We start from the raw sequence: 22,930 nt of genomic DNA, 5'->3' as shown, positions 1-22,930 counted from the left end.
TGACTCTTAAGCATGCCCATGATCACTCCCCGCACCCCTTCCGGGCACCTTTTCTTTATGTGTTCTTCATGCCCGGCGTCGGTCGGCCCGTCCGGGGTCCCCGACCCGTCGGTAACCCCCTCCGAACTCGGCTTTTACATGATCTTGGCGCGTTCCGCCGCCCGTTTTTGGCACGTTCGCTCGGATTGGGGATCCACATCTTCACGAAGCCCGTCAAACAACCCTCTAATCAGGCTCCCCAACCAGCACATCGTGGGCTTAACTTATGTGCCATGACCTCCCCCCGCTCCACCTATGGAGGCGGTTACCACACCGCGCCGTCCTTCCCGGACACCCCGATCTACGACTCCCTGGTCGCGGAGCGGGGCACGCCTCAGATCGCCCCGATCCGAGTGCCCGCCGCCTACGACACCGGCAGCAGCTTCCCGGCCACCGGCAGCAGCTTCCCCTCCAGCGGTTCCTACCTGCCGGCGCTCCCCGCGGCACTGCCCGCCCTCCCGGCGGCGCCCAGCCCGCAGCCCTCCTACGGCAACGGTTACGGATACCCGCAGCCGGCGCAGCAGATGGCCCCCGTGCCCCTGCAGCACGCCCCCGCCCCGTACATCCCGCAGCAGCAGGCGGCCCCGCGCGGCTACCAGGGCGGCCAGTACGCGCAGCCGCCCCGCCCCGCCCCCGCGGGGTACGAGGCGATGCGCCCGGCGGCCCCCCGGCCGGCGCCCGCCCCGATGCAGTACGACGACCCGTACAACCGTCCGTACCAGGGCGGAGGCTACTGACCGGCTTTCACCCACCGGACGACGTCGGGTCCGGAGCGCTGGCAGGATGACCGCATGCCGACTCCGCTGCTCCGCTCCGTCCACGTCCACCCGGTGAAAGCCATGCGTGCGCTGGCCACCGCGGAGGCCGAGGTCCAGCCCTGGGGGCTGGCCGGGGACCGTCGCTGGGCCGTCGTCGACGCGGCGGACAAGGTCGTGACCCAACGCCGTCACCCCCGGATGGCGTTGGCCACGGCGGAGCCGCTGCCGGGCGGCGGCATCGTCCTGTCGGCGTCCGGTCGTCCGCCGCTGACCGTCGAGGTACCGCGCCCCTCGTCCACGGTCACGGTGGACGTCTTCGACAAGCCGGTGGAGGCCGTGCCGGCCGGCCCCGAGGCGGCCGGCTGGCTCTCGGCGTACCTGGAGGGCGAGTTCCGCCTCGTCCACATGGACGCACCCGAGCACCGGCGTCCGGTCGACCCGGACTACGCGCTGCCCGGCGAGACGGTGAGCTTCGCGGACGGCTATCCGCTGCTCGTCACCACCACGTCGTCGCTCGACGCGCTCAACTCCCTGATCGCTCAGGGGGACCACGCCCATGAGGGCCCGCTTCCGATGAACCGGTTCCGGCCGAACCTGGTGGTCGAGGGCACCGCCCCCTGGGCGGAGGACGGCTGGACGCGGCTCGCCGTCGGGGAGGTCACCTTCCGGGTCGCGCGGCCGTGCGGGCGCTGTGTCGTCACCACGACGAACCAGTTCACCGCCGAGCGCGGCAAGGAGCCGCTGCGGACGCTGGCCCGGCACCGCAGGAGCGACGGCCGGGTCATCTTCGGCCAGAACCTCGTCCCCGAGCACACCGGCACCGTCCGGGTCGGCGACGAGGTGAAGATCCTGGACTGAACCGCCGCCCCTCCGTACCTCCCGGCACCTCTCCCTTCCGCCCGGCACTCCACCGTTCCTCCCGGCGCACCCCCTCCGTTCCTCCCGGCGCACCCCTCCGTTCCTCCCCGGACCCCTTCGGGACCCCGGTCACACTTCTCCGGCCCGACAGGCGGGGAACCCGCCCCCGGGGCACACTCGTTGAAGGAGCTGTGAACAACGAGGGGGTTCGACGTGCGCGCTGCCATCGGACTCTGGCGCTGGCGGCACAACCCCCTGCGCCGGACCACGGACCTCGTCGAGGCCTGGGTCGCCTTCGTCGCGGTCGCGCTCCTCTGTCTCGTCGTGCCCCTGACCGGCTGGGCCGCCGGCGCCTCCGCGCACGGCTCGCTCCAGCGTGCCGTCCGCACCCAGGAGGAGCAGCGCGTACCGACGACGGCGCGGGTGCTCCGGCCGACCGACCGGCCGACGGGCGGCCCCAGGACCGCCGAGGCGGCCGGCGAGGAGCGTCTGCGCCGCTCCGTCGTGGCCGAGTGGACCGCACCCGACGGCTCGGCCCGTACGGGGACGGTGACGACGGCCCGGCGGACCTCCGCGCCGGGCACCACCTTCCCCCTGTGGACCGACCGGTACGGACATCCCGTGGCCCCGCCGATGCACGCGGAGACCGCCCGCGCCCACGCGGTCGTCGCCGGTCTGACGGCGGCTCTGCTCGCCGGACTCATGGTCGAGATCGTCCGCCGTCTCGCCGTACGACGGCTGGTGCTCACGCGGTACGCGCGCCTCGACCGCGCGTGGGCGGCGACCGGCCCGGACTGGGGCCGCACCGGAACCGGCAGCTGACCCGCGGCCGCCGCCCCGCCGAATCCCGGGAGGGAGATCACCGCCCGACCGACGACCGACTTCAGCCGGAACCGGTCAGCTTCGGGTCGGCTTCGGGTCGGCTTCCGGTCGGTGCTTCAGGGCGGCTTCCGGCAGCGCCCCTGCGCGACCGAGCCCGACCGACCTCGACCATCGGCGACCGTCCCCTGACCGGGCGTGACATGCACCCGCGCCCACCCCGCCGCGGGTTCGCGCGCGGGTCCGCGACCCGTCAACCCCGTGCCCTCGCGCGCGCTACGGTGGGGCATCGGATCAGCGGCAAGGCATGAGGCGGGGGCAGGACACACCCATGGCACAGGGCACGGTCCAGGTGACGCACACCGGCACATCGCGGTGGCGGCGCCGCACGGGTGAGTACCCCTCGCTCGCCGCCGCACTCGAGGCGGCCGGGGACGGGGACGTGCTCACCATCGCTCCCGGTACCTACCGGGAGAACCTCGTGGTGCGGCGCGCCGTCACCCTGCGCGGCCCCGAGGGCTCGATCGGGTCGGTGCGGATCGCACCGCCGGACGGGGTGCCGCTGACGCTGCGCGCCTCCGTCACCGTCCAGGACCTCCACATCGAGGGGCAGGACGTCGCCGCGCCGGCGCTGCTCGTCGAGGACGGCACCCCGGAGCTGCTCGATCTGCGGATCATGACCCGCTCGGCGGCCGGGATAGAGGTGCGGGGCGCGGCCAGGCCGACGGTCCGCCGCTGCACCGTCGACAATCCCGCCGGGGTGGGCATCGCCGTGGTCGACGGCGCGGGCGGGGTGTTCGAGGAGTGCGAGGTGGTCTCCGCCGGGCAGGCGGGCGTCTCGGTGCGGGGCGGCGCGCATCCCCGGCTCGAACGCTGCCGCGTGCACCACGCCTCGGGCGCCGGGATCGCCGTGACCGGTGAGGGCAGCGGACTCGAGGGCGTCGGCTGCGAGGTGTACGAGATCAAGGGCGCCGGTCTGCAGATCGCGGCCCGCGCGACCGCCCATCTCACCGACTCCTCGGTGCACCGCACCTCAGGCGACGGCATCACCCTCGACACCGACGCGGTGCTCACGCTCTCCGACTGCGACATCCACGACGTCCCGGAGAACGCCGTCGACCTGCGCTCGCGCTCGGTGCTCACCCTGACCCGGTCGACCGTCCGCCGCTTCGGCCGCAACGGCCTCTCGGTGTGGGACCCGGGGACCCGGGTGGACGCCAACCAGTGCGAGATCCACGACAGTACGGGCGACTACCCGGCGGTGTGGGTCAGCGACGGGGCGACCGCCGTCCTCGACGCCTGCCGGGTGCACGACGTACCGGACGCTCTGTTCGTCCTCGACCGGGGCTCGCGCGTGGACGTCGTCGACAGCGACCTGTCGCAGGTGCGGAACACGGCGGTGTCGGTCAGCGACGGGGCGACCGCCCAGCTCGACGACTGCCGGATCCGCGAGGCGTCGACGGGCGCCTGGTTCCGGGACCACGGGAGCGGCGGCACCCTCGGCGGCTGCACGATCGACTCCGTGCAGACTGGGGTCATCGTCACCAAGGGCGCCGATCCCACGATCGACCGGTGCACGGTCACCTCGCCCGCCGAGGCCGGCTTCTACGTGTCGGCGGAGGGCCGCGGCTCGTTCACCGGCTGCCGGGTCACGGGCAGCGGCGGGTACGGGTTCCATGTCACCGACGGCTGCCGTACGACCCTGCGCAAGTGCCGTACGGAGCGGTGCGCGCGCGGCGGTTACGAGTTCCCCGAGGAGGGCGCGAGCGCCGAGGACTGCACCAGTGACGAGAGCGCGGTCCGGTCCTCCGTGCCCGACGGCGGCACGGTCCTGACGGCCACCCAGTCCGGAGGGCTGCTCGGGACGGTCCCCGCGCCGCGTGTCCAGGCCGCCGCACCCGTCCCGGAGGTTCCGGCGGTGGACGCCCGCTCGTCGCAGGACGTGCTCGGGGAACTCGACGCCCTCGTGGGCCTGGAGAGCGTCAAGCTGGAGGTGCGGACCCTCACCAACATGATCGAGGTGGGGCGCAGGCGCCAGGAGGCGGGGCTCAAGGCCGCCTCGGTCCGCCGCCATCTGGTCTTCACGGGCAACCCGGGCACGGGCAAGACGACGGTGGCCCGGCTGTACGGCGAGATCCTGGCCTCCCTCGGCGTCCTGGAGCGCGGGCACCTCGTGGAGGTGTCCCGGGTGGACCTGGTCGGCGAGCACATCGGCTCGACGGCGATCCGTACCCAGGAGGCCTTCGACCGGGCGCGCGGCGGAGTGCTGTTCGTCGACGAGGCGTACGCCCTGTCGCCGGAGGACTCGGGCCGCGACTTCGGCCGCGAGGCGATCGACACGCTGGTGAAGCTGATGGAGGACCACCGGGACGCGGTGGTGGTCATCGTCGCCGGCTACACGGCGGAGATGGAGCGCTTCCTCACGGTCAACCCCGGTGTGGCGTCCCGTTTCTCCCGGACCATCACCTTCGGGGACTACGAGCCGCAGGAGTTGCTGCGGATCGTCGGGCAGCAGGCCGACGAGCACGAGTACCGGCTCGCCCCGGGCACCGACGAGGCGCTCCTCGTGTACTTCACGAAGCTGCCCAAGGGGCCGGCCTTCGGCAACGGCCGTACCGCCCGCCAGACGTTCGAGTCGATGGTGGAGCGGCACGCGGGCCGGGTGTCCGTGCTCGCCGAGGCGAGCACGGACGACCTGACGCTGCTCTACCCGGAGGATCTGCCCGAACTCCCCTGATCGGCCGACGCGTTCGGCTCGCGCTGGTGGGGTACGTCGGGCGGGAGCCGGTCCAGGAGGGCGCCCCGCCGGCGGGCGAACGCCGGGTCGGCCTGGTAGTCGGAGTGGCCCAGGATGGGTTCGGGCAGCGGGTGGGCGCGGGTGCGGCCGTAGGCGACCGGGTCGAGGAGGACCGCGGCGTCGACGGCGGGCCTGCCGCCCTCGGCGGGGACGCGGACGGGTCCGCCGATGGGGTCGGTGGCGCGGTACAGATTGGTCCAGCAGTGGACCGTGCGGTTCAGGGCGCGCAGTGCCTCCGGGCCGAAGTAGGCCGGGAACCAGCGCCCGTAGAGCCGCTCCAGGGGTGACCCGTAGGTGAGGAGCGCGACCCGGCCGCGGGTGGCGGGCGGCAGCTGCCAGACGGCGGCCGCGGCGAGCACGCTGCCCTGCGAGTGTCCCGAGATGACGAGCCGGCCGCCGGTGCTCCGGGTCCAGGAGCTCATCCGCCAGGTGAGGTCGGGGACCGCCCGTTCGGCGTAGCAGGGCGGGGCGAACGGGTGGGCGGCGCGCGGCCAGAACGTGCCGACGTCCCACAGGATGCCGATGGTGCGGCGGGCGGAGGCGTCCCGGTAGGCGCGGCGGCCCCAGGTGACGAAGAGCAGGAAGCCGAAGCCGATCATCCAGGAGCCGATGGCCTGGGTGACGGTGGCCAGGGAGGCGATCGCCGGGTGTGCCCCGTCGAAGGCCCGGCCGGGGACGTTTCCGCTGGCCCAGGCGCCCGCGACGGAGCCCGCCCCGAGGAGCAGGGTGGCTCCGGAGACCACGCCGACGAGGACGGGTGCCGAGTCGGTGAGCGACGCCCGTGCCCGGCCTGCCGCGATCTGGCCGGTGCGGACCGGGTCGCGTTCGTCGGCGGCGTCGTACTCGGCCTCGACCTGGGCCCGCAGTTCACGCCCGGCGAGCACGGTCCGTACGGCGAGGAGGACGGCGGGCACGAGCAGCAGCAGGAGCAGGACCGGGATGACGGACGCCTGCCAGCTGAGGAGTACGGGCGGGCTGATCCGGGCGCCGCTGTCGCCCATGCCGGGGGTGGCGGGGCCGTCGAGCCAGTCGGCGACACGCTGGGCGACACCGCCGGACATCACTCCGGCGAGGGCGCAGGCGAGCATGGCGACGGCCGGTCCGCCGAGGCCGCGCAGCGCGGTGCGGGGGTCCCGGCGCGACCGCTGGAGGAGCACGGCGGCGACGCCGAGCGCGACGACGAGGCCGCCCTGGGCGAGGGTGAGTCCGCCGAAGGCGATGTTCCCGGGCAGGGCTCCGCCGGAGGTCCAGCCGGGGCGGGACCAGCCCGCGTACAGGGCGGTGAGCGCGAGCACGGTGAGCGAGACTCCGGGCAGCCAGGAGACGAGGGCGCGTTCGAGGCGCAGGTCGAGGCGGCGCTCGCTGCGGCCCCGGCGGCAGACGACCCAGAGGACGAGCACCGCGAGGGCGGCGACGGCGGCCTGGAGGACCCGGCCGAGCGAGGCGCCGGCGCCCCCGGTGGCGGCGTCGTGCCGGGCGGCGGCCGTGACGAGGGCGGCGGCCACGGTGAGGAATCCGGCGGCGGTGTGGGCGGCTCTGAGGCGGGCGACGAGGCGGCGGCCGTACCAGAAGCCGGGGCGGCCGAGGGCGGGCCGCAGCTCGACGGGGCCGGGGCCCTCCTCACCCCGGTCGGCACTCTCCGTGTCGCCGGAACCGTCCGCGACCGGGGCCGGCCGCGCGGCGGCCCGCGGTGCCGTCACGGGGTCGTCGTATCCGGTGGGCGGGCGCTGGGCCTCGTACGCGCTCCACGTCCGGTTCGACAGGTACCAGAGGAGGCCGACGAGCAGGGTCGGCACCAGGGCGGCGAGGGCGAGGCGGCGGCCGGGCGCCGACCACCAGCCGCCGCGCGCCTCGGAGAGGAATCCGAGCCAGGAGTAGGCGTCGGTGCAGGCGGTGCTCGCGGCGCACTGCCAGGCCGTCAGGTCGAGGGCGACCTCGCAGGCCGCGGCCGTCAGCAGCACGGTGAGAGTCAGGGCCACCAGCCGGACGAGGACGCCGTACGTCCGGACGAGTCCCGGTCTGCCCTGGGCGGGCGGGCGCATCCAGTGCGCGAGATTGGCGACCATGAAGGGCAGGAGCAGCAGCCACAGGGCGCGGGCGCCGTCGCCGGAGGTCAGGTTGGACCAGACGTACGCCTCCGGGACCGGGCGGGCCGCGTACCGCTCCGGGTGGTCCTCGGCGTCGAGGTCCTCGGCCCGCCGGTGCATGGCGGCGGTGCGGTCGCCGGTGATCCGTACGGTCCTCGGGTCGTCGAGCATGTCCTGGGGGGTGGCTCCGCCGACTCCGTGGACGAGGAGTTCGAGCGCCGCGCCGCCGCTCTCCGGAGCGGGTGTGGCAGGGGACACTGAGGGGACTTCCTCTCAGGGTGGGAAGATGCGACGTCGGCACCAGGATCGCGGACAGTGGTGCGCCCGCGCACCGTTCCTCACCGAATCCGACACCCATCCCCTTGTCTCCTGCGGAAGGACCGGCCCCGGCGGTGACTGACAACCAGAACCTCCTCGCGGAGCAGCGGCGTGCCCTGATCCTCGACGAGGTACGGCGGCGCGGCGGTGTACGGGTCAACGAGCTGACCCGGCGCCTCAGCGTCTCGGACATGACGATCCGTCGCGACCTGGACGCGCTGGCCCGGCAGGGCATGCTCGCGAAGGTGCACGGCGGGGCCGTTCCGGTGGTCGAGGCGAGTACCCACGAGCCGGGCTTCGAGGCCAAGTCGGTGCTCGAACCGAGCGCCAAGGACGAGATCGCCCGGACGGCGGCGGCGATGGTCGCGCCGGGCAGCGCGATCGCCCTGTCGGGCGGAACGACGACGTACGCCCTGGCCCGGCATCTGCTCGACGTGCCGGACCTGACCGTGGTGACGAACTCGGTCCGGGTCGCGGACGTGTTCCACGAGGCCCAACTGGCGGGCGGTGGCGGGGAGTCGCGGCGCGGGGCGGCCACGGTCGTCCTGACGGGCGGGGTGCGCACCCCGTCCGACGCGCTGGTGGGGCCGGTGGCGGACCGGGCGGTCCGCTCGCTCCATTTCGACCTGCTGTTCCTCGGGGTGCACGGCGTCTCGGTGGAGGCGGGCCTGTCGACGCCGAACCTGGCGGAGGCCGAGACGAACGGTTGCCTGATGCGGTCGGCGCGCCGGGTCGTCGTGGTCGCCGACCACACCAAGTGGGGCACGGTGGGGCTGAGTTCGTTCGCCGGTCTGGACGAGGTGGACACCTGGGTGACGGACCGGGGCCTGCCCGAGGACGTACGGGCCGAGGTGGCGGAGCAGCTGCCGGGGCTCGTGGTGGCGGGCGAGGAGCAGGCATGAGCGTCCTCGCCGGGGTCCTGGCATGAGCCTCTTCCGGGTCGAGCGGACCGTGTCGCCGTCGCCCGGCGAGGTCTGGCGGCGGCTCACGGACTGGCAGGCCCACGGCAGCCAGGTGCCGCTGACCCGGACGAGGGTGCTGACGCCGGGGCCGAACCGGGTCGGGACCCGGTTCACCGCCCGTACCGGCGTGGGTCCGCTGTCCTTCGACGACCCGATGGAGGTCGTGGTCTGGGAACCGCCGGGGCCGGGCCGGGCCGGCGTGTGCCGTCTGGAGAAGTCCGGCCGGGTGGTGCGGGGGTGGGCCCTCGTCGAGGTGACGGAGTCACCGGGCGGCGGAACCCGGGTGGTGTGGACGGAGGAACTGTCCGTACGCGGCCTGCCCCGGGCCTTCGACCCGGCGCTCGGGCGGGCGGGCCGGATCCTCTTCGGCCGGGCTGTGGACGGGCTGCTGCGCGAGGGCTGAGGCGGACCCGCGATTGGTTCGGGCCCTCGGTGGGCCGGGCCCTCGCCTGCCCCGCGGAGTGAGCGGGGCCACCGTCCGTACCCCCTGTGCTGTTGACATTCCGTCAGCTAGGGTGCACTTCCGCTTCCGCTTCCGTCCTGTTCCATCCTGGGGAGGGTTGGTCCATGGCACGCCGACTGAGGCCGGTGGAGCTCGACTTCACCGCGTCCGCGCCCGTCCGTCTGGTCTTCACGGCGACGCTCGCCGCCCCGCCCCCGACCGTCTACCGGTCCCTCGCCGTGGAGGTGGGAAGCCTGCCCGCCTGGTTCACCGCGGTCTCCTCCGCCGTCCCGTCGGGCGACGGGGCGGGCCGGACGGTCCGCCTCCGGGGCGGGATCGTCTTCGAGGAGACGATCCTCGCCGCCGAGCCCGACGCGCGGTACGCCTACCGGGTCGACTCGACCAACGCCCCCGGCGTGGCGGCCTTCGCGGAGGAGTGGGCCCTCTCCCCCGTCGGCAAGGGCACCCGGATGCGCTGGACGATGGCCGCCGACGGAGCCGCGCCGTTCCGGCTGGCGCTGCGCCTGGCGGGACCGGGCGTGGGGCTGTCCTTCCGGGACGCCGCGCGCCGGCTCGACCGGCGGCTCACTCCGGCCAGGCCCCCGTCGCCAGGAACCGCTCGATAGCGGCGCTGTAGGGGCCGATGTCCAGGCCCTGGGCGGCCAGCCAGTCGTCGGAGTAGTACTTGTCGAGGTAGCGCTCGCCCCCGTCGCAGATCAGGGTGACGACACTGCCGGTCCGCTCGTGGGCGACCATCTCGGCGATGATCTTGAAGGCGCTCCACAGTCCGGTGCCGGTGGAACCGCCCGCCTTGCGGCCGATCGCCGCCTCCAGGGCGCGGACGGCCGCGATGCTGGCCGCGTCCGGCACCTTCATCATGCGGTCGACGGCGCCGGGCACGAAGCTCGGCTCCATCCGGGGACGGCCGATGCCCTCGATCCGCGAACCGCAGTCGGCGGTGGCGTGCGGGTCGTGGTGCGTCCAGCCGTCGAAGAAGCAGGAGTTCTCCGGGTCGGCGACGCAGATGCGGGTGTCGTGCTGCTGGTAGTGGACGTAGCGGGCGATGGTCGCCGAGGTGCCGCCGGTGCCCGCGGTGGCCACGATCCAGGCGGGCTCCGGATAGCGCTCCAGCTTCAGCTGCTGGTACATCGATTCGGCGATGTTGTTGTTCCCGCGCCAGTCGGTGGCCCGCTCCGCGTAGGTGAACTGGTCCATGTAGTGACCGCCGGTGCGCTCGGCGAGCGCGGCGGCCTCCTCGTACATCGTGCGCGAGTCGTCGACGAAGTGGCACTGCCCGCCGTGGAATTCGATCAGCCGGCACTTCTCGGGGCTGGTCGTGCGGGGCATCACGGAGATGAAGGGGACGCCGATCAGCTTCGCGAAGTACGCCTCGGAGACGGCGGTCGAGCCGCTGGACGCCTCGATGACGGGCTTGCCGGGCCGGATCCAGCCGTTGCAGAGGCCGTACAGGAAGAGGGAGCGGGCGAGGCGGTGCTTGAGGCTGCCGGTGGGGTGGGTCGACTCGTCCTTGAGGTAGAGGTCGATGCCCCACTTCTCGGGGAGCGGGAAGCGCAGCAGGTGCGTGTCGGCCGAGCGGTTGGCGTCGGCCTGGACCTTGCGGACGGCCTCCTTGAGCCAGGACCGGTACGCCGGATCGGTGCGGTCGACGTCGACGGTCACCGCCGCGGCGGTGACACCGCTCTCCACACTGTTCTCGGTGGTGCTCATCCGCGCCTCTCCTCGATCACGTCCCACTGTTCCCCCGCAGCCGACAATACCCCTCTCACCTGGGCAAACGTTTCCTTTGACTGTCCATAGGGATGACTTGCGGACGCCGTACGGAAGGACCTCTGGTGCGGGCCGCGACGGCCCGGCACACTGGGAGGGCAAGCGGGTGAAAGGGGCGGATCGGCATGTCGGAACCCGAGTTCAGCGCCAGGGGCGTACGGATCGCCCGCTGGCCGCGTTCACTGACACGCGCCGGCGAGGTGCGGATCGAGGACGGGCGGCTCGCCCTCCTCACGAGTTACGGCAGCGAGATCGACAGCGCGCCCGTGACGGCGGTCCGGGCGGGGCGGCCGTGGTTCGCCAAGCCCGACGAGGCGGTGGCCACCGTGAACGGCACGCGCTACCGGCTGACCCTGGACAAGGGCGGCGCGACCGGCGGCGACGACCGCGCCGCGTCGGAGGAGTCGGGACGGTTCCTGGCGGCGCTGAAGCGCGCGGCGGGGCGGCGCTGAGACGACGCACGGCGTGTCGCGGGTCGCCGTGAGTTGCGGGACGCTCACCGCTGGTCCAGGCTGGTACCACCTCACCGAGGGTTGACCGGTGGTGACAGTGCGCTCAGGTCGCCACCCTGCTGTACCGCATGTGAGATCCGAATCTTCGTCTTCTTCCGGACTACTTCGGGGAGTCGCAGCCGTGATCAGCGAGCCGAGCAGGTACTACGCGGTGGAGCTTCAAGCCCTGCCGTCGCGGATCGGACAGGTCCGCAGGATTGTCTCCGCGCATCTACGTCATTGGCAGCTCGACGCATTGATCGACCATGCCGTGCTCGGTGTCACCGAGCTCCTGACGAACGTCCACCGGCACGCCCGGCCGGACAAGCGCTGCACCGTCGAGATCGAGCTGCTGCTCGACCGCCTCACGGTCTCCGTCCGGGACCACGACCCCCGCATACCGCAGGCCGTCGGCTGCCCGGACCCGCTCGACGCGTTCGAGGGGGGCGAGGGGTACGACGAGCTGGCCACGTCCGGCCGCGGCCTGGCCATCGTCGGTGCGCTCAGCGAGAGCTGGGGTGTCCGGCCGTGCGGGGCCGACGGCAAGGTGGTGTGGTTCACGCTCGCCGCGCCGCCGCCCGCCGTCCCGGTCGAGACGCGTTCCTACGCCGTGTACGGCACGGCGGGCGAGGGCCCGTTCCGGGAGTACGCGCCGTTCCCCGGTGTTCCGCTCAGCGCCCCGGCCGACCCGGCCCCCGCGCCGGCCCTCGAACCCGCTCTCGCCCCGGCCCCCGCCGTGGCCACGGCCCGCCGGGTGCCGGCGGGCCGCACGGGCTGACAAGACACCCCCTGGCGGGCTCGCCCCGGGCCCCTCACTCCGTGGCGATCGCCCGGAGGATCTCCAGACGGGCCGCCCGGCGCGCCGGGCGCAGGGCCGCCACGGCCCCGGCGACCACGCCCACCAGGGCCACCGTCGCCAGCTGCGCCGCCGGTACGGCGAAGGCGAACGCGCTGTCGCCCGAGCCCTCCGACGCGCGGACCAGCACCCAGCCGAGGAAGCCGCCGAGGACGAGTCCGCCGAGCGTGCCGAACGCCGCCACCAGGACCGACTCCCAGCGGACCATGGCCCGCAGCTGCGCACGGGTCTGTCCGACGGCCCGCAACAGGCCCAGCTCCCGAGTCCGTTCGTGGACGGACAGCGTCAGCGTGTTCGTGATGCCGAGCAGCGCGATCAGGACGGCGAGGGCGAGCAGCGCGTACACCAGGGTGAGCATCATGTCGATGCCGCCCGCCGAGGACTCCGCGTACTCCTCGCGCGTCTGCACCTCTGGCTGCCCGTAGCGGTCCGCGACCGCGGTCACGGCCGCCTTGCCCTCTTCGGCGCCGATCCCGTCCGCGAAGGAGACGGCGACCAGGGTGTCGGAGTCCTGGGTGCGGTGCGGGGCCCAGGCCTCGCGGGTGACGAGGTAGTCGCCCGCCAGGTCGGAACGTTCGTAGACCGCCCGGACGGTGAAGGTGTGCCGGCTGCCGTCCGTGAACGTGAGCTCGGCCGTCCGCCCGGGTGCCAGTCCCGCGGAGGCCGCCTCGTCGGCGGCGACGGCGAGCCCGTCGGCACCGAGGCCGGTGAGGGAGCCCCGGACCTCGCCCAGGTCGAGGGTCCGGGAGAGCGCGGCCGGGTCGGTGACGGTCAGGGCGCGGCCCCTGCCGTCCACCTCCGCCACACCGCGCCCCAGGCCCACGGCCGTGTCGACCTCGGGCAGCGCGCCGACGGCCGGCGCGAGGCGCGGGCTGAGGCCCGCGCCGCCGGCGCCGAACGCGGCGCCGCTGATGGCGACGTCGCCCGCGAAGGAGCGGTCGACCGTGCGGTCCATGGTGGCCTTGAGCGAGGCGCCGAAGACGGTGAAGAGGGTGACCACCGCGACGCCGATCATCAGGGCCGTCGCGGTCGCCGCGGTACGTCCCGGGCTGCGCAGGGCGTTGCGGCGCGCGAGGCCGCGGTTGGCTCCGCGCAGGGGGCGGCCGAGGACCCGCACGGCGACCGAGGCGGCCACCGGGCCGAGGACCACGAAGGCGGCGACGGCGAGCGCCGCCCCGGTCGCGGCGAACCACAGCGAGGGAGCGCCGAGCACACCGGCGAGGACCGCGCCGACCGCCGCGGCGAGCAGCACGCCGCCGGTCGCCACGCGCGCGCGTGACGTGCCCGAGGCGTCCACCTGCGTCTCGCGGAGCGCGGCGAGCGGGGCCGTGCGCCCGGCCCGTACGGCGGGCAGGAGCGCCGAGCCCGCGCAGACCGCGAGGCCGACGGCGAGCGGCAGGGCGAGGGAGGTCCCGGTCACGACCAGGTCGCCCTCGGGGAAGGGGAAGCCGATGGCGGGGAAGAGGGCCTGAAGGCCGGCCGCCACGCCGATTCCTGCGACCAGTCCGGCGAGGGAGGCGAGCAGACCCACGGTCAGCGCCTCGGCGAGGGTGCCGGCGACGACCTGCCGGCGGGCGGCGCCGATCGCGCGGAGCAGGGCGTTCTCGCGGGTCCGCTGGGCGACGAGCACGGCGAACGTGTTGTGGATGCTGAAGACGGAGACGAGCACCGCGACCCCGCTGAACACCAGCAGGAAGGTGGTGAAGAGGCTGAGGAAGCGGCCGGAGACCATCTCGGTGTTCTCCTCGGCGGCGCGCTGCCCGGTGATCGCCTCGACGTCGTCCGGGAGGGCGGGGGCGAGGGCGGCGACCAGTTCCTCCTGGGAGACGCCGGGCCCGGCCCGTACGGCGATGCTCGTCGCCTCGCCGGGGCGGGCCGTCAGATACCGCTCCGCGTCCGCGCGGGTCAGACCGGCCCAGGTGACCTGGCCCATGCCGTCCGCGCCGCCGAAGGTGGCGAGACCGACCACGGTGACGCGCACCGGGTCGGGGGTGCGCAGGACCGTCGTGTCACCCAGGGCGAGACCCGCGGCCTTCGCGGCACCCCGGTTGACGACGGCCTCGCCGGGGGCGCTCGGAGCACGGCCCTCGGCGAGCTTGTACGGGTTGAGGGCCGGGTCGTCGATCCAGTTCCCGGCGAGGGTCGGCGGGCCCTTGCCGCCGACGGGGGTGCCGTCGGCGGCGAGGAGCTGGCCGGCGCCCTCGATCCGGGGCGCGGCGGCGGCGACCCCGGGCACGCGCGCGAGGCGCTCGGCGAGGTCCGCGTCGACGGGGCCGCGGGTGCCCTGGGCGTCGCCCGACGCCGTCACCGTGACGGCGCTGCGGACGACGGCGCCGGTGCCCCGGCTCGCGCCGGTGAACATGGAGTCGAAGCCGGCGCGCAGGGTGTCGCCCATGACGAGGGTGCCGGTGAGGAAGGCGACGCCGAGGAGGACGGCCACGAAGGTGCCGAGGAACCGGCGCCGGTGGGCGCCGAGCGAGGAGCGGGCGAGGCGGAGCGAGGCGGGTGCGGTGGGCCTCCTCATGGGGACACACCCCCCGAGGTGAGGGAGCTCGGGTGCCCGTCGGCGGGGGTGGGGCCGGTCGGATCGTGGCCGCCGGGCTCCGGGCCGGTCGGGCGGCCGTCGGCCGGGCGGGCCCCGGCAGGACGGGCCCCGGTCCCGACCCCGACCTCGGCCTCGGCCCCGGCCCCGGCCCCGGCCCCGGTGCCTGTCCCGGCCCCGGTCGTCGTCTCGAACGCCTTCATGCGGTCGAGGACCCGGTCGGCCGTGGGGGCCTCCATCCGGTCGACGAGACGCCCGTCCGCGAGGAAGATCACCTCGTCGGCGTGGGCGGCGGCGACCGGGTCGTGGGTGACCATGACGACCGTGCGGCCGGTCTCGCGCACGGTACGGCCGAGCAGGCTCAGCACCTCCTCGCCGGAGCGCGAGTCGAGGTTGCCCGTGGGTTCGTCGGCGAAGACGACGTCCGGGTCCCTGGCGAACGCGCGGGCGACGGCCACCCGCTGCTGCTGTCCGCCGGAGAGCTCGCTCGGCCGGTGGTGGAGGCGGTCGCGGAGCCCGACCGTGTCGACGATCCGGTTGAAGCGCTCCCGGTCCACGGGGTGGCCGGCCAGGTCCAGCGGGAGGGTGATGTTCTCGGCGACGGTGAGGGTCGGCAGCAGGTTGAAGGCCTGGAAGACGAAGCCGATCCGGTCGCGGCGCAGCAGCGTCAGACGGCGTTCGTCGAGCGTGGCGAGGTCGGTGTCGCCGAGGAGGGCGGCGCCGGAGGTGAGCGTGTCGAGCCCGGCGGCGCAGTGCATCAGGGTGGACTTGCCGGAGCCCGAAGGACCCATGACGGCGGTGAAGCGGCCGACGGGGAAGTCGACGCTCACCCCGTCCAGGGCTCTGACCTCCGTGTCGCCGCGCCCGTAGACCTTGACGGCGTCGACGACACGGACGGCTGCGGGGCCGGCGGCGGGCACGGTCCGCGGGCGCTTCTCGCTGGTGGTCATGCCCGGCGCCCCTTGGAGTCGGTACGGCGGCCGAACTGCTCCTCCAGGACGGTCAGGCGGCGCCAGTACTCGTCCTCGTCGATCTCCCCGGCGGCGAAGCGGTGACCGAGGAGGGCGATGGGCGAGCGGTCGTCCGGCCCCTCGGCGCGGCCGGGGCCGCCGTCGCGCCACGGGCCGCGGCCGCGGCGCCAGCCGGCGCGGCGGGCGACCGTGACGATGCCGACGACCGCCACCGCCCAGACGAGGGGGAAGAGAAGGGCCCACGGGCCGGGGCCCGCGTGGGCGAGTGTGTTCATGGGGGTTCAGCTCCTCGGAGCGCCGCGGTCGGGGCCCTGTGGCGGGTGCGCCGTGACCGGTGCGCGGTAGGGGTCTTGTTCCGTGGTTCGAGACTCCCTCCGGGCGGGGGTCGGGCGCGTCGTACGGGCAGCGGCATCGCGTGTACGACGGCGGGAGTACGGGGCGGCTCCGGCCCTCCTTCCGTTCTGTACCTACTGGTATGTACAGTGCGGTCATGAGCACCTCCGAGCGACTGATCGAGGCGACCCGCGAGCTCCTCTGGGAGCGGGGGTACGTGGGGACCAGCCCCAAGGCCGTGCAGCAGGCGGCGGGAGCGGGGCAGGGCAGCATGTACCACCACTTCGCGGGCAAGCCCGATCTGGCGCTGGCCGCGATCCGGCGGACGGCCGAGGAGATGAGCGCCGCCGCCGAGGCCGTCCTGAGCGGTGACGGCACCGCGTACTCCCGCATCGAGGCCTATCTGCTGCGCGAGCGGGACGTCCTGCGGGGCTGCCCGCTGGGCAGGCTGACGATGGATCCCGAGGTCGTCGCCGATCCCGTGCTGCGCGCGCCGGTCGACGAGGTGCTCGGGCAGCTGCGGGACCGCATCGCCGAGGTCGCCCAGGAGGGCCTGGACAGCGGCGAGTTGAACACCTCCCTCCAGGCGCGGGACATCGCCGCGACCGTCCTGGCCACCGTCCAGGGCGGTTATGTGCTGGCGCGCGCGACAGGGGCGCGGGAGCCCTTCGACAGTTCCGTGCGCGGGTTGCTGGGCCTGCTCGCCCCCCGTACCGCCGCCGGCTGAACAGACCTGCCCCGAGAGACGATGGGAGCCTTCCCGTGCACGCCATGCAGTACGAGATCACCCTGCCCGCCGACTACGACATGGGGATCATCCGCACGCGGGTGGCGACCAGGGGCCATCTGCTCGACGACTTCCCGGGGCTCGGTCTGAAGGCGTACCTGGTGCGGGAACGCGGGGACGCGTCACCGGTCAACCAGTACGCGCCGTTCTATCTGTGGGCCGCCCCCGAGGGCATGAACTCCTTCCTCTGGGGCCCGGGTTTCCAGGGCATCGTGAACGACTTCGGCCGGCCCGTGGTGCAGCACTGGACGGGCCTGGCGTACGAGGAGGGGCCCGCGTCCCGTGCCGCACCGGTCGGCGCGACGCGTCGCAGGGCCCCGCTGGGGGAAGGGGCCCCGCCCGGCGAGGCTGTGGCGGACGCGGTGGCCCGGCACGCGCGCGAGGCGCGGCGGGACGGCGTGGTGGCCTCCGCGCTGGCGATCGATCCGCGCCGCTGGGAGCTGCTCGCGTTCACCCTGTGGGCCGACGGGGAAGCGCCCGCCGACGAGGGCGACCGCTTCCGCGTCCTGCACCTGTCCGCGCCGGGGCGGGAGCTGTTGGGGGCGGGGCGGCAGTGGTGAACGGGGGGGCAGTGGTGACCGGGCGGCAGTGGTGACCGGGGGCAGTCGTGACCGGGGGGGCGTGACCAGGGGCGGGGCGGCCTCGGCGTCCGCCTGAGCCCGGTCGGTCAGGCCACGGCGACGAGCGTCAGATAGGCCATGCCCAGGACACGCCGGTAGCCGTTCACCCACGTCGAGCGCTGCCGGTCGACGCGCTCCCGGGTCTCGGCGGCGAGCGGGTGGTCGGGGTGGACGGCGAGCCAGAGCTCGGTGTCGTACCGGTAGCCCGACTCGAACTCCTCCCACTCCTCGGCGGTCGCCGTCTCGATCCACGCGGGCCGGAAGCCCGCCTCGACCGCGAGGTCGACGAGGGTGCCGAGGGAGGTGTGCTCCCCCTCGTTCGCGCCCGGCCACATCCCGGCCAGCTCCTCGTCCGTGGGAGTGCGCTCCCAGAAGCACTCCCCGAGCACGACGTGTCCTCCGGGCCTGACGAGGCGGCGGAGTTCGCCCAGGGCCGCGGAGAGGTCGTGCGGCTGCTCGGGGTCGCAGAGGGCCTGGCTCGATCCGTGGCAGAGGACCACGTCGACGGGTCCCCGGTCGGTGCCGAGCGCCGACTCCTCGACGAACTCGACGCGGTCGCCGAGGCCACGGGCCTCGGCCAGCGCCCGGCCGCGGGCCAGGTCCTCGCCGTTGATGTCGATGCCCGCGCCCTTGGCCGCCGGTGCGGCCTCGACGACACGGAGCAGCAACTCGCCCCAGCCGCAGCCGATGTCGAGCACCTCGGCGGGCTCGACGGCGGCGAGCCGCGCGACCATCCGGGCCGCGCGGGCCTCGGAGAGCGGACTGTGGAAGGTGAGGCTGCCGAGTCGCGGCGGCAGTTCATGATCGGAAGAGGTCATGAGGCGGAACGGTACGTCGTCCCCGGGGCACCGGCCACGGGTTTCCGGTCGCGGAGGCGCGCGGCGGGGGTTCACCCGGCCGTCGCCGTGGTGATTTCGGCAAGCCGCCGTCACCAAGCCGTGAAGTTTCTTCGGGATTCTGGGAATCGGGGCCGACCAGGCTCGGCCCTGGTCGGTTCGATCATCCGGCCGACTCGCTCGTCACCGCGCCCTGCGCGCTTCTCATCGGGGGACACCGTCATGAGCACCGTCCGCAGATCCGCCGTCGTCCTCGTCACCCTCGCCGCCGTCGCGCTGACCGCCTGCGGGCCCGGCAAGGACGGGGCGGCAGGGAGTCCCGCCGCACCGTCGGCGACGCCGTCGACGCCCGTGACACCGACGGGCGCACCGACGAAGGCCCCCACGGAGCCCCCGACCGAGGCACCGACCACGGCGCCGACCGATGCCTCCACGAAGCCTCCGGCCCCCTCGAAGCCCGCGACGCCGACTCCCCCGGCCGACCCCGACTACGACGTGTTCCCGTGCAGCACCTACGACGTGACCTTCACCGCCACCCTGGCGGAGCCCACCACCAGCAGCTACCTGCTGAAGATCACCAACAAGAGCGGCAAGCCCTGCCGTGCGCTGGGACACCCGGTCGTCGCCTTCGGCGACCTCGACGGGCGGGCCGTCGAGCGGGGTCCGGCCCCCGGCATCGAGGACGCGATCCGGCTGGCGCCGGGGCAGTCGGCGTACGCGGGGCTCATGGGCGGCCTCAAGGACGGCAAGGGGAAGACCGTCGCTTCCATCGCGATGACGATGAGCACCGACTCCGACCTGGAGCAGAAGCCGCTCAAGGCCTCGACCCCAGGTCTGTACGTGTCGCCGGACAAGAACTCGGTGACCGCGTGGATGACGAACGCGGAGGACGCGCTCAGCCTCTAGCCTGGAGACGTGTACACCACGCGCGTGTCCCGCCATGTCGACGCCCCGCCCTCGGCCGTCTACCGGGCCCTGCTGGACCCGGAGGCGGTCGCGCGCTGGCGCGTGCCGTACGGGATGACCTGCGAGGTCCATGAGTTCGACGCGCGCGAGGGGGGCGTCTTCCGGGTCTCCCTCACGTACGACGGCGCGGACGGCACCGGCAAGTCGGGGGCCCGCACGGGCACGTACCACGGGCGCTTCGTGGAGCTGCTTCCGGACGAACGGGTCGTCGAGGTAACCGAGTTCGAGACCTCCGACCCGGCGCTTCAGGGCCCCATGACCCTCACCACGACCCTGATCGCCCTGGAGGGCGGCACGGAAGTGCTCCTCGTGCACGCAGGGGTGCCCGACGGCGTGGCCCCCGCCGACAACGAGGCCGGTACGCGGACGGCCCTGGAGCGGCTGGCCGCGCTGGCCGAGGGGCGGGCCGACCCCCAGGCGTGACGCCCCTGACGGCCGGGCGCGCTGTCGGGCGTACTGCCGGGCGCCCTGTCATGCGCCGCGTCGGCTCCGCTCGCGCGGAGCGGGCCGGGCCGGGCCGGGCCGGAACCGCGGGCGGCGGGCTGTCAGACCCGCTCTCGGCTCAGGGCCGCCAGCGGGTCGTCCAGGACCGGCTGCCATGCCAGCTCCGCGGCGCCGACGAGGCTGTTGTGGTCCAGGGTGCAGGGGAGGATCGGCACTCCGCCGCTGCGGCCCCACAGGCTGCGGTCGGCGACGACCGCGCGGAGGCGCTCCGGATCGGCGTCCAGGAGCTCGCGGTGGAGGCCTCCCAGGATGATCCGGTCGGGGTTGAGGATGTTCACCAGGCCCGCGAGGCCGAGGCCCAGACGGTCGATCAGCTCGCCCACCGCGACCCGTACGCCCGGGTCGTCGGGGCTCGTGCGCAGCAGGTCGCGGGCCTGCTGGAGCAGGGACACCTCGGGGCCCGGTGCACGGCCGGCGGCGGTGAGGAAGGCGAGCGGGTCGGTCTCCACGTCCAGGCAGCCGCGGCTGCCGCAGTGGCAGGCGCGTCCCTCCGGGTTCACCGTGAGGTGGCCGACCTCCAGGGCCAGGCCCGCGCTGCCGGTGTGGAGGCGGCCGTCCAGGACGAGCGCGCCGCCGACCCCGCGGTGGCCGGTGGCCACGCAGAGCAGGTCGCGGGCGCCGCGGCCCGCGCCGTGGCGGTGTTCGGCCAGGGCGGCGAGGTTCACGTCGTTGCCGGTGAAGGCGGGGCCGTCGATGCCGGCGGCCCGTACCCGCTCGGCGAAGATCTCCCGGACCTGCGCACCGGCGGGCCAGGCGAGGTGCAGCGGGTTCAGCGCGGTGCCCTCGGGCTCCGCCACGGCCGAGGGGGCGGCGAGCCCCGCGCCGACGCAGCGGCGGCCGCTCTCCCTGAGCAGGGCGACTCCTGCCTCGACGACCTCGCCGAGGACCTGGGCCGGGTCGGCGGAGACGGTGACGCAGCCGGGGACGGTGGCCACGATGGTGCCGCCGAGGCCGACGAGTGCGGCACGGAAGCCGTCGGCGTGGACCTGGGCGGCCAGGGCGACGGGGCCCTTCTCGTCGACGGCGAGGCGGTGGCTGGGGCGGCCCTGGGAACCGGCGGCGGCGCCGGGGTTGGAGTCCACGCGGATGAGGCCGAGGGCCTCGAGTTCGGCGGCGACCGCGCCGGCGGTGGCGCGGGTGACGCCGAGCTCGGCGGTGAGGACGGCCCTGGTGGGAGCCCTGCCGGTGTGCACCAGCTCCAGTGCGGGGCCGAGCGCGTTGCGCCCCCTGTCCAGCCGTGTCCGGGTCGTCGTCGCCTTGCCGTTCATGGGGGCGAGTCTCCCATGATCGGAGGGTGGGGTGTCCCGGTCCCCCACTCCCCCAGGTCACCGGCCCGTCCGCCGTGCGGGCCCGGGCGAGGGCTGCGTCCTCGCCCGGGCCGGTGCGTCAGGTCAGTGCGCGCCGAGGAACGCGCCCTCGGCGCCCTTCTCCCAGCCGTCCTCGTGGCACGAGCCGGTGAAGATCGTGCCGTAGACGGCCGGGACGCCGGCCACCGAGCAGTGCGAGCTGAAGCCCGCGCTGCCGGCGGAGAAGTACCCCGCCCCGAATCCGTCGTTGGCGAGCGCGGAACCGGCGCCGCCCAGCAGGATGCCCACGGCCAGGACCGACGCGGCGAGAGAACGCATGACTACTCCTCAAGATCTCGGAATGACGGGCCGGAAGGGGCTCGTCTGCCGGTCAAACGCCGCCGGAAATGGCGAGACACGGCGTCTCACTCCAATGCCGAGCGGGCGGATCCGGCGCAGAAACGATGCTTTCCAGTGGCCCGTTGGGGAGTTCTGACCTGGGCTTTGTCACCCGGACAGCGTCATCGGAGCGCGCGTCACGCTGTGGGACCCCGCCGATGATCAAGGGCCGCTCCCGGGTTCGCCCGCCGCTCGCTTGATTGCGGCCGGGGCGTCCCCCTATCCTGAGTTTGTGCCGCTACTAAACAAAGTACGGACGGCCGTTCCGGGGGGCTCCGGCGGAGACACCGCCACCCACTCCCTGTCCCGCCTCCGCGTCGCCCTGACCCTGTTCTTCGCTCTCGACGGCTTCCTGTTCGCCGGCTGGGTCGTCCGGATCCCCGCCGTCAAGCAGCAGACCGGCGCCTCGGCCGGCGACCTCGGCCTCGCCCTCCTCGGGGTGTCCGCCGGTGCCGTCATCACGATGACGCTGACCGGGCGGCTCTGCCGGCGCTACGGCTCCCACGCCGTCACCGTCGCCACCGCCGTCCTCCTGTCGCTGTCCGTCGCCCTGCCGGCACTGACCCGGTCACCGCTCGCCCTCGGCCTCGTCCTGCTCGTGTTCGGAGCGGCGTACGGCGGGATCAACGTCGCCATGAACAGCGCGGCCGTGGACCTCGTGACCGCGCTCCGGCGCCCCGTGATGCCCAGCTTCCACGCCGCGTTCAGCCTCGGCGGCATGATCGGCGCGGGGCTCGGCGGACTGCTCGCCGGGGGCCTGTCCCCCACCGCCCACCTGCTGGGGCTCACCGTGGTCGGCCTGGCGCTCACCGCCGTCGCCGGGCCCGTCCTCCTGCGCCACCCCGCCCCCGCCCCGCCGCCCGAGTCCCTGGCACCCGCCGCCGGAGCGAAGGGCGGACGGTCCGGCGGGTCGCGGCGCGTCGTCCTGGTCTTCGGCGTGATCGCCCTCTGCACGGCGTACGGCGAAGGCGCGCTCGCCGACTGGGGCGCCCTCCACCTGGAGCAGGACCTCGGCGCGCACCCTGGAGTGGCCGCCGCCGGGTACTCCGTCTTCGCGCTGACCATGACCGCGGGCCGGCTCTCCGGCATCACGCTGCTCGAACGCCTCGGCCAGACCCGGACCCTGGTCCTCGGTGGCGCCACGGCCGCCGCCGGCATGCTGCTCGGCGCGCTCGCGCCGAGCATCTGGGCCACCCTGCTCGGCTTCGCGATCACCGGCCTCGGGCTCGCCAACATCTTCCCCGTCGCCGTGGCCCGCGCCGGCGCCGTCGCCGGTCCCGGCGGGGTCGCGACCGCGTCCACGCTCGGCTACGGGGGCATGCTGCTCGGCCCGCCGTCCATCGGGTTCCTCGCCGACTGGTTCTCCCTGCCGGTGGCCCTCACGACCGTCGCCGTGCTCGCGGCCGGGGCCGCCGCCATGGGCTACTGGGCGCGGAACGCCGGAGCCTCCCGGACGAGTTGAGCCCTCCGG

21 protein-coding genes and 1 pseudogene are annotated in these 22,930 nt (G+C 74.4%); 14 read left to right on the top strand and 8 right to left on the bottom strand.

Annotated elements, in window-relative coordinates; genetic code table 11:
* Window positions 1-272 precede the first annotated feature (272 nt).
* From AMK27_RS01520 to AMK27_RS01505, 4 genes are all read left to right on the top strand, one after another.
* Complete coding sequence (locus AMK27_RS01520) at window positions 273-776, top strand: DUF6643 family protein (protein ID WP_073902212.1); 504 nt, start codon at window positions 273-275, stop codon at window positions 774-776.
* Between the two features lie 54 nt (window positions 777-830).
* On the top strand, window positions 831-1,655 hold the full coding sequence (locus AMK27_RS01515; RefSeq protein WP_073902211.1) for an MOSC domain-containing protein: 825 nt from the start codon (window positions 831-833) through the stop codon (window positions 1,653-1,655).
* Between the two features lie 213 nt (window positions 1,656-1,868).
* Complete coding sequence (locus AMK27_RS01510) at window positions 1,869-2,477, top strand: Rv1733c family protein (protein ID WP_073902210.1); 609 nt, start codon at window positions 1,869-1,871, stop codon at window positions 2,475-2,477.
* 328 nt (window positions 2,478-2,805) lie between these two features.
* On the top strand, window positions 2,806-5,211 hold the full coding sequence (locus AMK27_RS01505; protein ID WP_073902209.1) for a right-handed parallel beta-helix repeat-containing protein: 2,406 nt from the start codon (window positions 2,806-2,808) through the stop codon (window positions 5,209-5,211).
* Here the strand turns inward: AMK27_RS01505 and AMK27_RS01500 are convergent.
* Window positions 5,181-7,616, bottom strand: coding sequence for a hypothetical protein (locus AMK27_RS01500; RefSeq protein ID WP_073902208.1), 2,436 nt, complete (start codon window positions 7,614-7,616; stop codon window positions 5,181-5,183). The genes AMK27_RS01505 and AMK27_RS01500 overlap by 31 nt on opposite strands.
* A 134-nt stretch (window positions 7,617-7,750) precedes the next feature.
* Here AMK27_RS01500 and AMK27_RS01495 point away from each other — a divergent pair, with 134 nt between their 5' ends.
* The 3 genes from AMK27_RS01495 to AMK27_RS01485 all read left to right on the top strand — a co-directional run bounded on the left by AMK27_RS01495 (window position 7,751) and on the right by AMK27_RS01485 (window position 9,706).
* On the top strand, window positions 7,751-8,578 hold the full coding sequence (locus tag AMK27_RS01495; RefSeq protein WP_073902207.1) for a DeoR/GlpR family DNA-binding transcription regulator: 828 nt from the start codon (window positions 7,751-7,753) through the stop codon (window positions 8,576-8,578).
* A 22-nt stretch (window positions 8,579-8,600) separates the two neighbouring features.
* Entirely contained in the window at window positions 8,601-9,041 is a 441-nt protein-coding gene (locus AMK27_RS01490; protein WP_073902206.1) for an SRPBCC family protein, read from the top strand.
* 164 nt (window positions 9,042-9,205) lie between these two features.
* Window positions 9,206-9,706 (top strand): SRPBCC family protein, encoded by a 501-nt coding sequence (locus AMK27_RS01485; protein WP_073902205.1) that lies wholly within the window; start codon window positions 9,206-9,208, stop codon window positions 9,704-9,706.
* Here the strand turns inward: AMK27_RS01485 and AMK27_RS01480 are convergent.
* Complete coding sequence (locus AMK27_RS01480) at window positions 9,666-10,808, bottom strand: PLP-dependent cysteine synthase family protein (RefSeq protein WP_073902204.1); 1,143 nt, start codon at window positions 10,806-10,808, stop codon at window positions 9,666-9,668. The genes AMK27_RS01485 and AMK27_RS01480 overlap by 41 nt on opposite strands.
* 185 nt (window positions 10,809-10,993) lie before the next feature.
* Here AMK27_RS01480 and AMK27_RS01475 point away from each other — a divergent pair, with 185 nt between their 5' ends.
* Window positions 10,994-11,320 carry a hypothetical protein gene (locus AMK27_RS01475; protein ID WP_073902203.1) on the top strand — a complete coding sequence of 109 codons (327 nt, stop codon included), beginning with the start codon at window positions 10,994-10,996 and terminating at the stop codon, window positions 11,318-11,320.
* Window positions 11,321-11,501: 181 nt separating this feature from the next.
* Window positions 11,502-12,137 (top strand): ATP-binding protein, encoded by a 636-nt coding sequence (locus AMK27_RS01470; protein ID WP_073902202.1) that lies wholly within the window; start codon window positions 11,502-11,504, stop codon window positions 12,135-12,137.
* 34 nt (window positions 12,138-12,171) lie between these two features.
* Here AMK27_RS01470 and AMK27_RS01465 read toward each other — a convergent pair whose 3' ends face one another.
* The 3 genes and pseudogenes from AMK27_RS01465 to AMK27_RS01455 all read right to left on the bottom strand — a co-directional run bounded on the left by AMK27_RS01465 (window position 12,172) and on the right by AMK27_RS01455 (window position 16,003).
* Window positions 12,172-14,739 carry an FtsX-like permease family protein gene (locus AMK27_RS01465; RefSeq protein WP_073902201.1) on the bottom strand — a complete coding sequence of 856 codons (2,568 nt, stop codon included), beginning with the start codon at window positions 14,737-14,739 and terminating at the stop codon, window positions 12,172-12,174.
* Between the two features lie 206 nt (window positions 14,740-14,945).
* Window positions 14,946-15,707, bottom strand: a pseudogene (locus tag AMK27_RS01460) (ABC transporter ATP-binding protein); the annotation flags it as partial.
* On the bottom strand, window positions 15,704-16,003 hold the full coding sequence (locus AMK27_RS01455) for an SHOCT domain-containing protein (RefSeq protein ID WP_073902200.1): 300 nt from the start codon (window positions 16,001-16,003) through the stop codon (window positions 15,704-15,706). The gene AMK27_RS01455 and the pseudogene AMK27_RS01460, both read right to left, overlap by 4 nt.
* Before the next feature lie 200 nt (window positions 16,004-16,203).
* Between AMK27_RS01455 and AMK27_RS01450 the strand changes: the two genes are divergently transcribed.
* Together AMK27_RS01450 and AMK27_RS01445 are read left to right on the top strand one after the other, a co-directional pair.
* The gene (locus tag AMK27_RS01450) at window positions 16,204-16,788 is read left to right on the top strand and encodes a TetR/AcrR family transcriptional regulator (RefSeq protein WP_073902199.1); all 585 of its coding nucleotides are present in this window, start codon (window positions 16,204-16,206) and stop codon (window positions 16,786-16,788) included.
* Between the two features lie 35 nt (window positions 16,789-16,823).
* Window positions 16,824-17,408, top strand: a complete 585-nt coding sequence (locus AMK27_RS01445) for a DUF4865 family protein (RefSeq protein WP_073902198.1) — start codon at window positions 16,824-16,826, stop codon at window positions 17,406-17,408.
* A 107-nt stretch (window positions 17,409-17,515) separates the two neighbouring features.
* Here the strand turns inward: AMK27_RS01445 and AMK27_RS01440 are convergent, their stop codons facing one another.
* A complete protein-coding gene (locus AMK27_RS01440) occupies window positions 17,516-18,286 on the bottom strand; it encodes an SAM-dependent methyltransferase (RefSeq protein ID WP_073902197.1) in 771 nt (256 codons plus the stop codon).
* 240 nt (window positions 18,287-18,526) lie between these two features.
* On the opposite strand from AMK27_RS01440, the gene AMK27_RS01435 reads away from it, so the two are divergent.
* Window positions 18,527-19,210, top strand: a complete 684-nt coding sequence (locus AMK27_RS01435; protein WP_073902196.1) for a DUF4232 domain-containing protein — start codon at window positions 18,527-18,529, stop codon at window positions 19,208-19,210.
* A 9-nt stretch (window positions 19,211-19,219) separates the two neighbouring features.
* Complete coding sequence (locus tag AMK27_RS01430) at window positions 19,220-19,693, top strand: SRPBCC family protein (protein WP_073902195.1); 474 nt, start codon at window positions 19,220-19,222, stop codon at window positions 19,691-19,693.
* 122 nt (window positions 19,694-19,815) lie between these two features.
* Here AMK27_RS01430 and AMK27_RS01425 read toward each other — a convergent pair whose 3' ends face one another.
* Both AMK27_RS01425 and AMK27_RS01420 read right to left on the bottom strand, forming a co-directional pair.
* Entirely contained in the window at window positions 19,816-21,042 is a 1,227-nt protein-coding gene (locus tag AMK27_RS01425) for an ROK family protein (RefSeq protein WP_073902194.1), read from the bottom strand.
* A 123-nt stretch (window positions 21,043-21,165) separates the two neighbouring features.
* Complete coding sequence (locus tag AMK27_RS01420) at window positions 21,166-21,399, bottom strand: hypothetical protein (RefSeq protein ID WP_079188133.1); 234 nt, start codon at window positions 21,397-21,399, stop codon at window positions 21,166-21,168.
* A 292-nt stretch (window positions 21,400-21,691) separates the two neighbouring features.
* On the opposite strand from AMK27_RS01420, the gene AMK27_RS01415 reads away from it, so the two are divergent.
* Window positions 21,692-22,921 carry an MFS transporter gene (locus AMK27_RS01415; protein ID WP_073902193.1) on the top strand — a complete coding sequence of 410 codons (1,230 nt, stop codon included), beginning with the start codon at window positions 21,692-21,694 and terminating at the stop codon, window positions 22,919-22,921.
* The last annotated feature ends 9 nt before the right edge of the window (window positions 22,922-22,930 follow it).

The sequence above is a fragment of the Streptomyces sp. CB02009 genome, from assembly GCF_001905825.1.
Taxonomy (GTDB): Bacteria; Actinomycetota; Actinomycetes; order Streptomycetales; family Streptomycetaceae; genus Streptomyces.
The sequence above is the reverse complement of the archived record's forward strand: the minus strand, read 5'-3'. Positions and strand labels throughout refer to the sequence as shown.

Excerpts from the sequence above, each read along its gene's own strand:
- AMK27_RS01520 (WP_073902212.1), top strand. The coding sequence starts at position 273 with ATGACCTCCCCCCGCTCCACCTATGGAGGCGGTTACCACACCGCGCCG.
- AMK27_RS01515 (WP_073902211.1), top strand. The coding sequence starts at position 831 with ATGCCGACTCCGCTGCTCCGCTCCGTCCACGTCCACCCGGTGAAAGCC.
- AMK27_RS01505 (WP_073902209.1), top strand. The coding sequence starts at position 2,806 with ATGGCACAGGGCACGGTCCAGGTGACGCACACCGGCACATCGCGGTGG.
- AMK27_RS01490 (WP_073902206.1), top strand. The coding sequence starts at position 8,601 with ATGAGCCTCTTCCGGGTCGAGCGGACCGTGTCGCCGTCGCCCGGCGAG.
- AMK27_RS01485 (WP_073902205.1), top strand. The coding sequence starts at position 9,206 with ATGGCACGCCGACTGAGGCCGGTGGAGCTCGACTTCACCGCGTCCGCG.
- AMK27_RS01480 (WP_073902204.1), bottom strand. The coding sequence starts at position 10,808 with ATGAGCACCACCGAGAACAGTGTGGAGAGCGGTGTCACCGCCGCGGCG.
- AMK27_RS01475 (WP_073902203.1), top strand. The coding sequence starts at position 10,994 with ATGTCGGAACCCGAGTTCAGCGCCAGGGGCGTACGGATCGCCCGCTGG.
- AMK27_RS01465 (WP_073902201.1), bottom strand. The coding sequence starts at position 14,739 with ATGAGGAGGCCCACCGCACCCGCCTCGCTCCGCCTCGCCCGCTCCTCG.
- AMK27_RS01455 (WP_073902200.1), bottom strand. The coding sequence starts at position 16,003 with ATGAACACACTCGCCCACGCGGGCCCCGGCCCGTGGGCCCTTCTCTTC.
- AMK27_RS01450 (WP_073902199.1), top strand. The coding sequence starts at position 16,204 with ATGTACAGTGCGGTCATGAGCACCTCCGAGCGACTGATCGAGGCGACC.
- AMK27_RS01440 (WP_073902197.1), bottom strand. The coding sequence starts at position 18,286 with ATGACCTCTTCCGATCATGAACTGCCGCCGCGACTCGGCAGCCTCACC.
- AMK27_RS01435 (WP_073902196.1), top strand. The coding sequence starts at position 18,527 with ATGAGCACCGTCCGCAGATCCGCCGTCGTCCTCGTCACCCTCGCCGCC.
- AMK27_RS01425 (WP_073902194.1), bottom strand. The coding sequence starts at position 21,042 with ATGAACGGCAAGGCGACGACGACCCGGACACGGCTGGACAGGGGGCGC.
- AMK27_RS01420 (WP_079188133.1), bottom strand. The coding sequence starts at position 21,399 with ATGCGTTCTCTCGCCGCGTCGGTCCTGGCCGTGGGCATCCTGCTGGGC.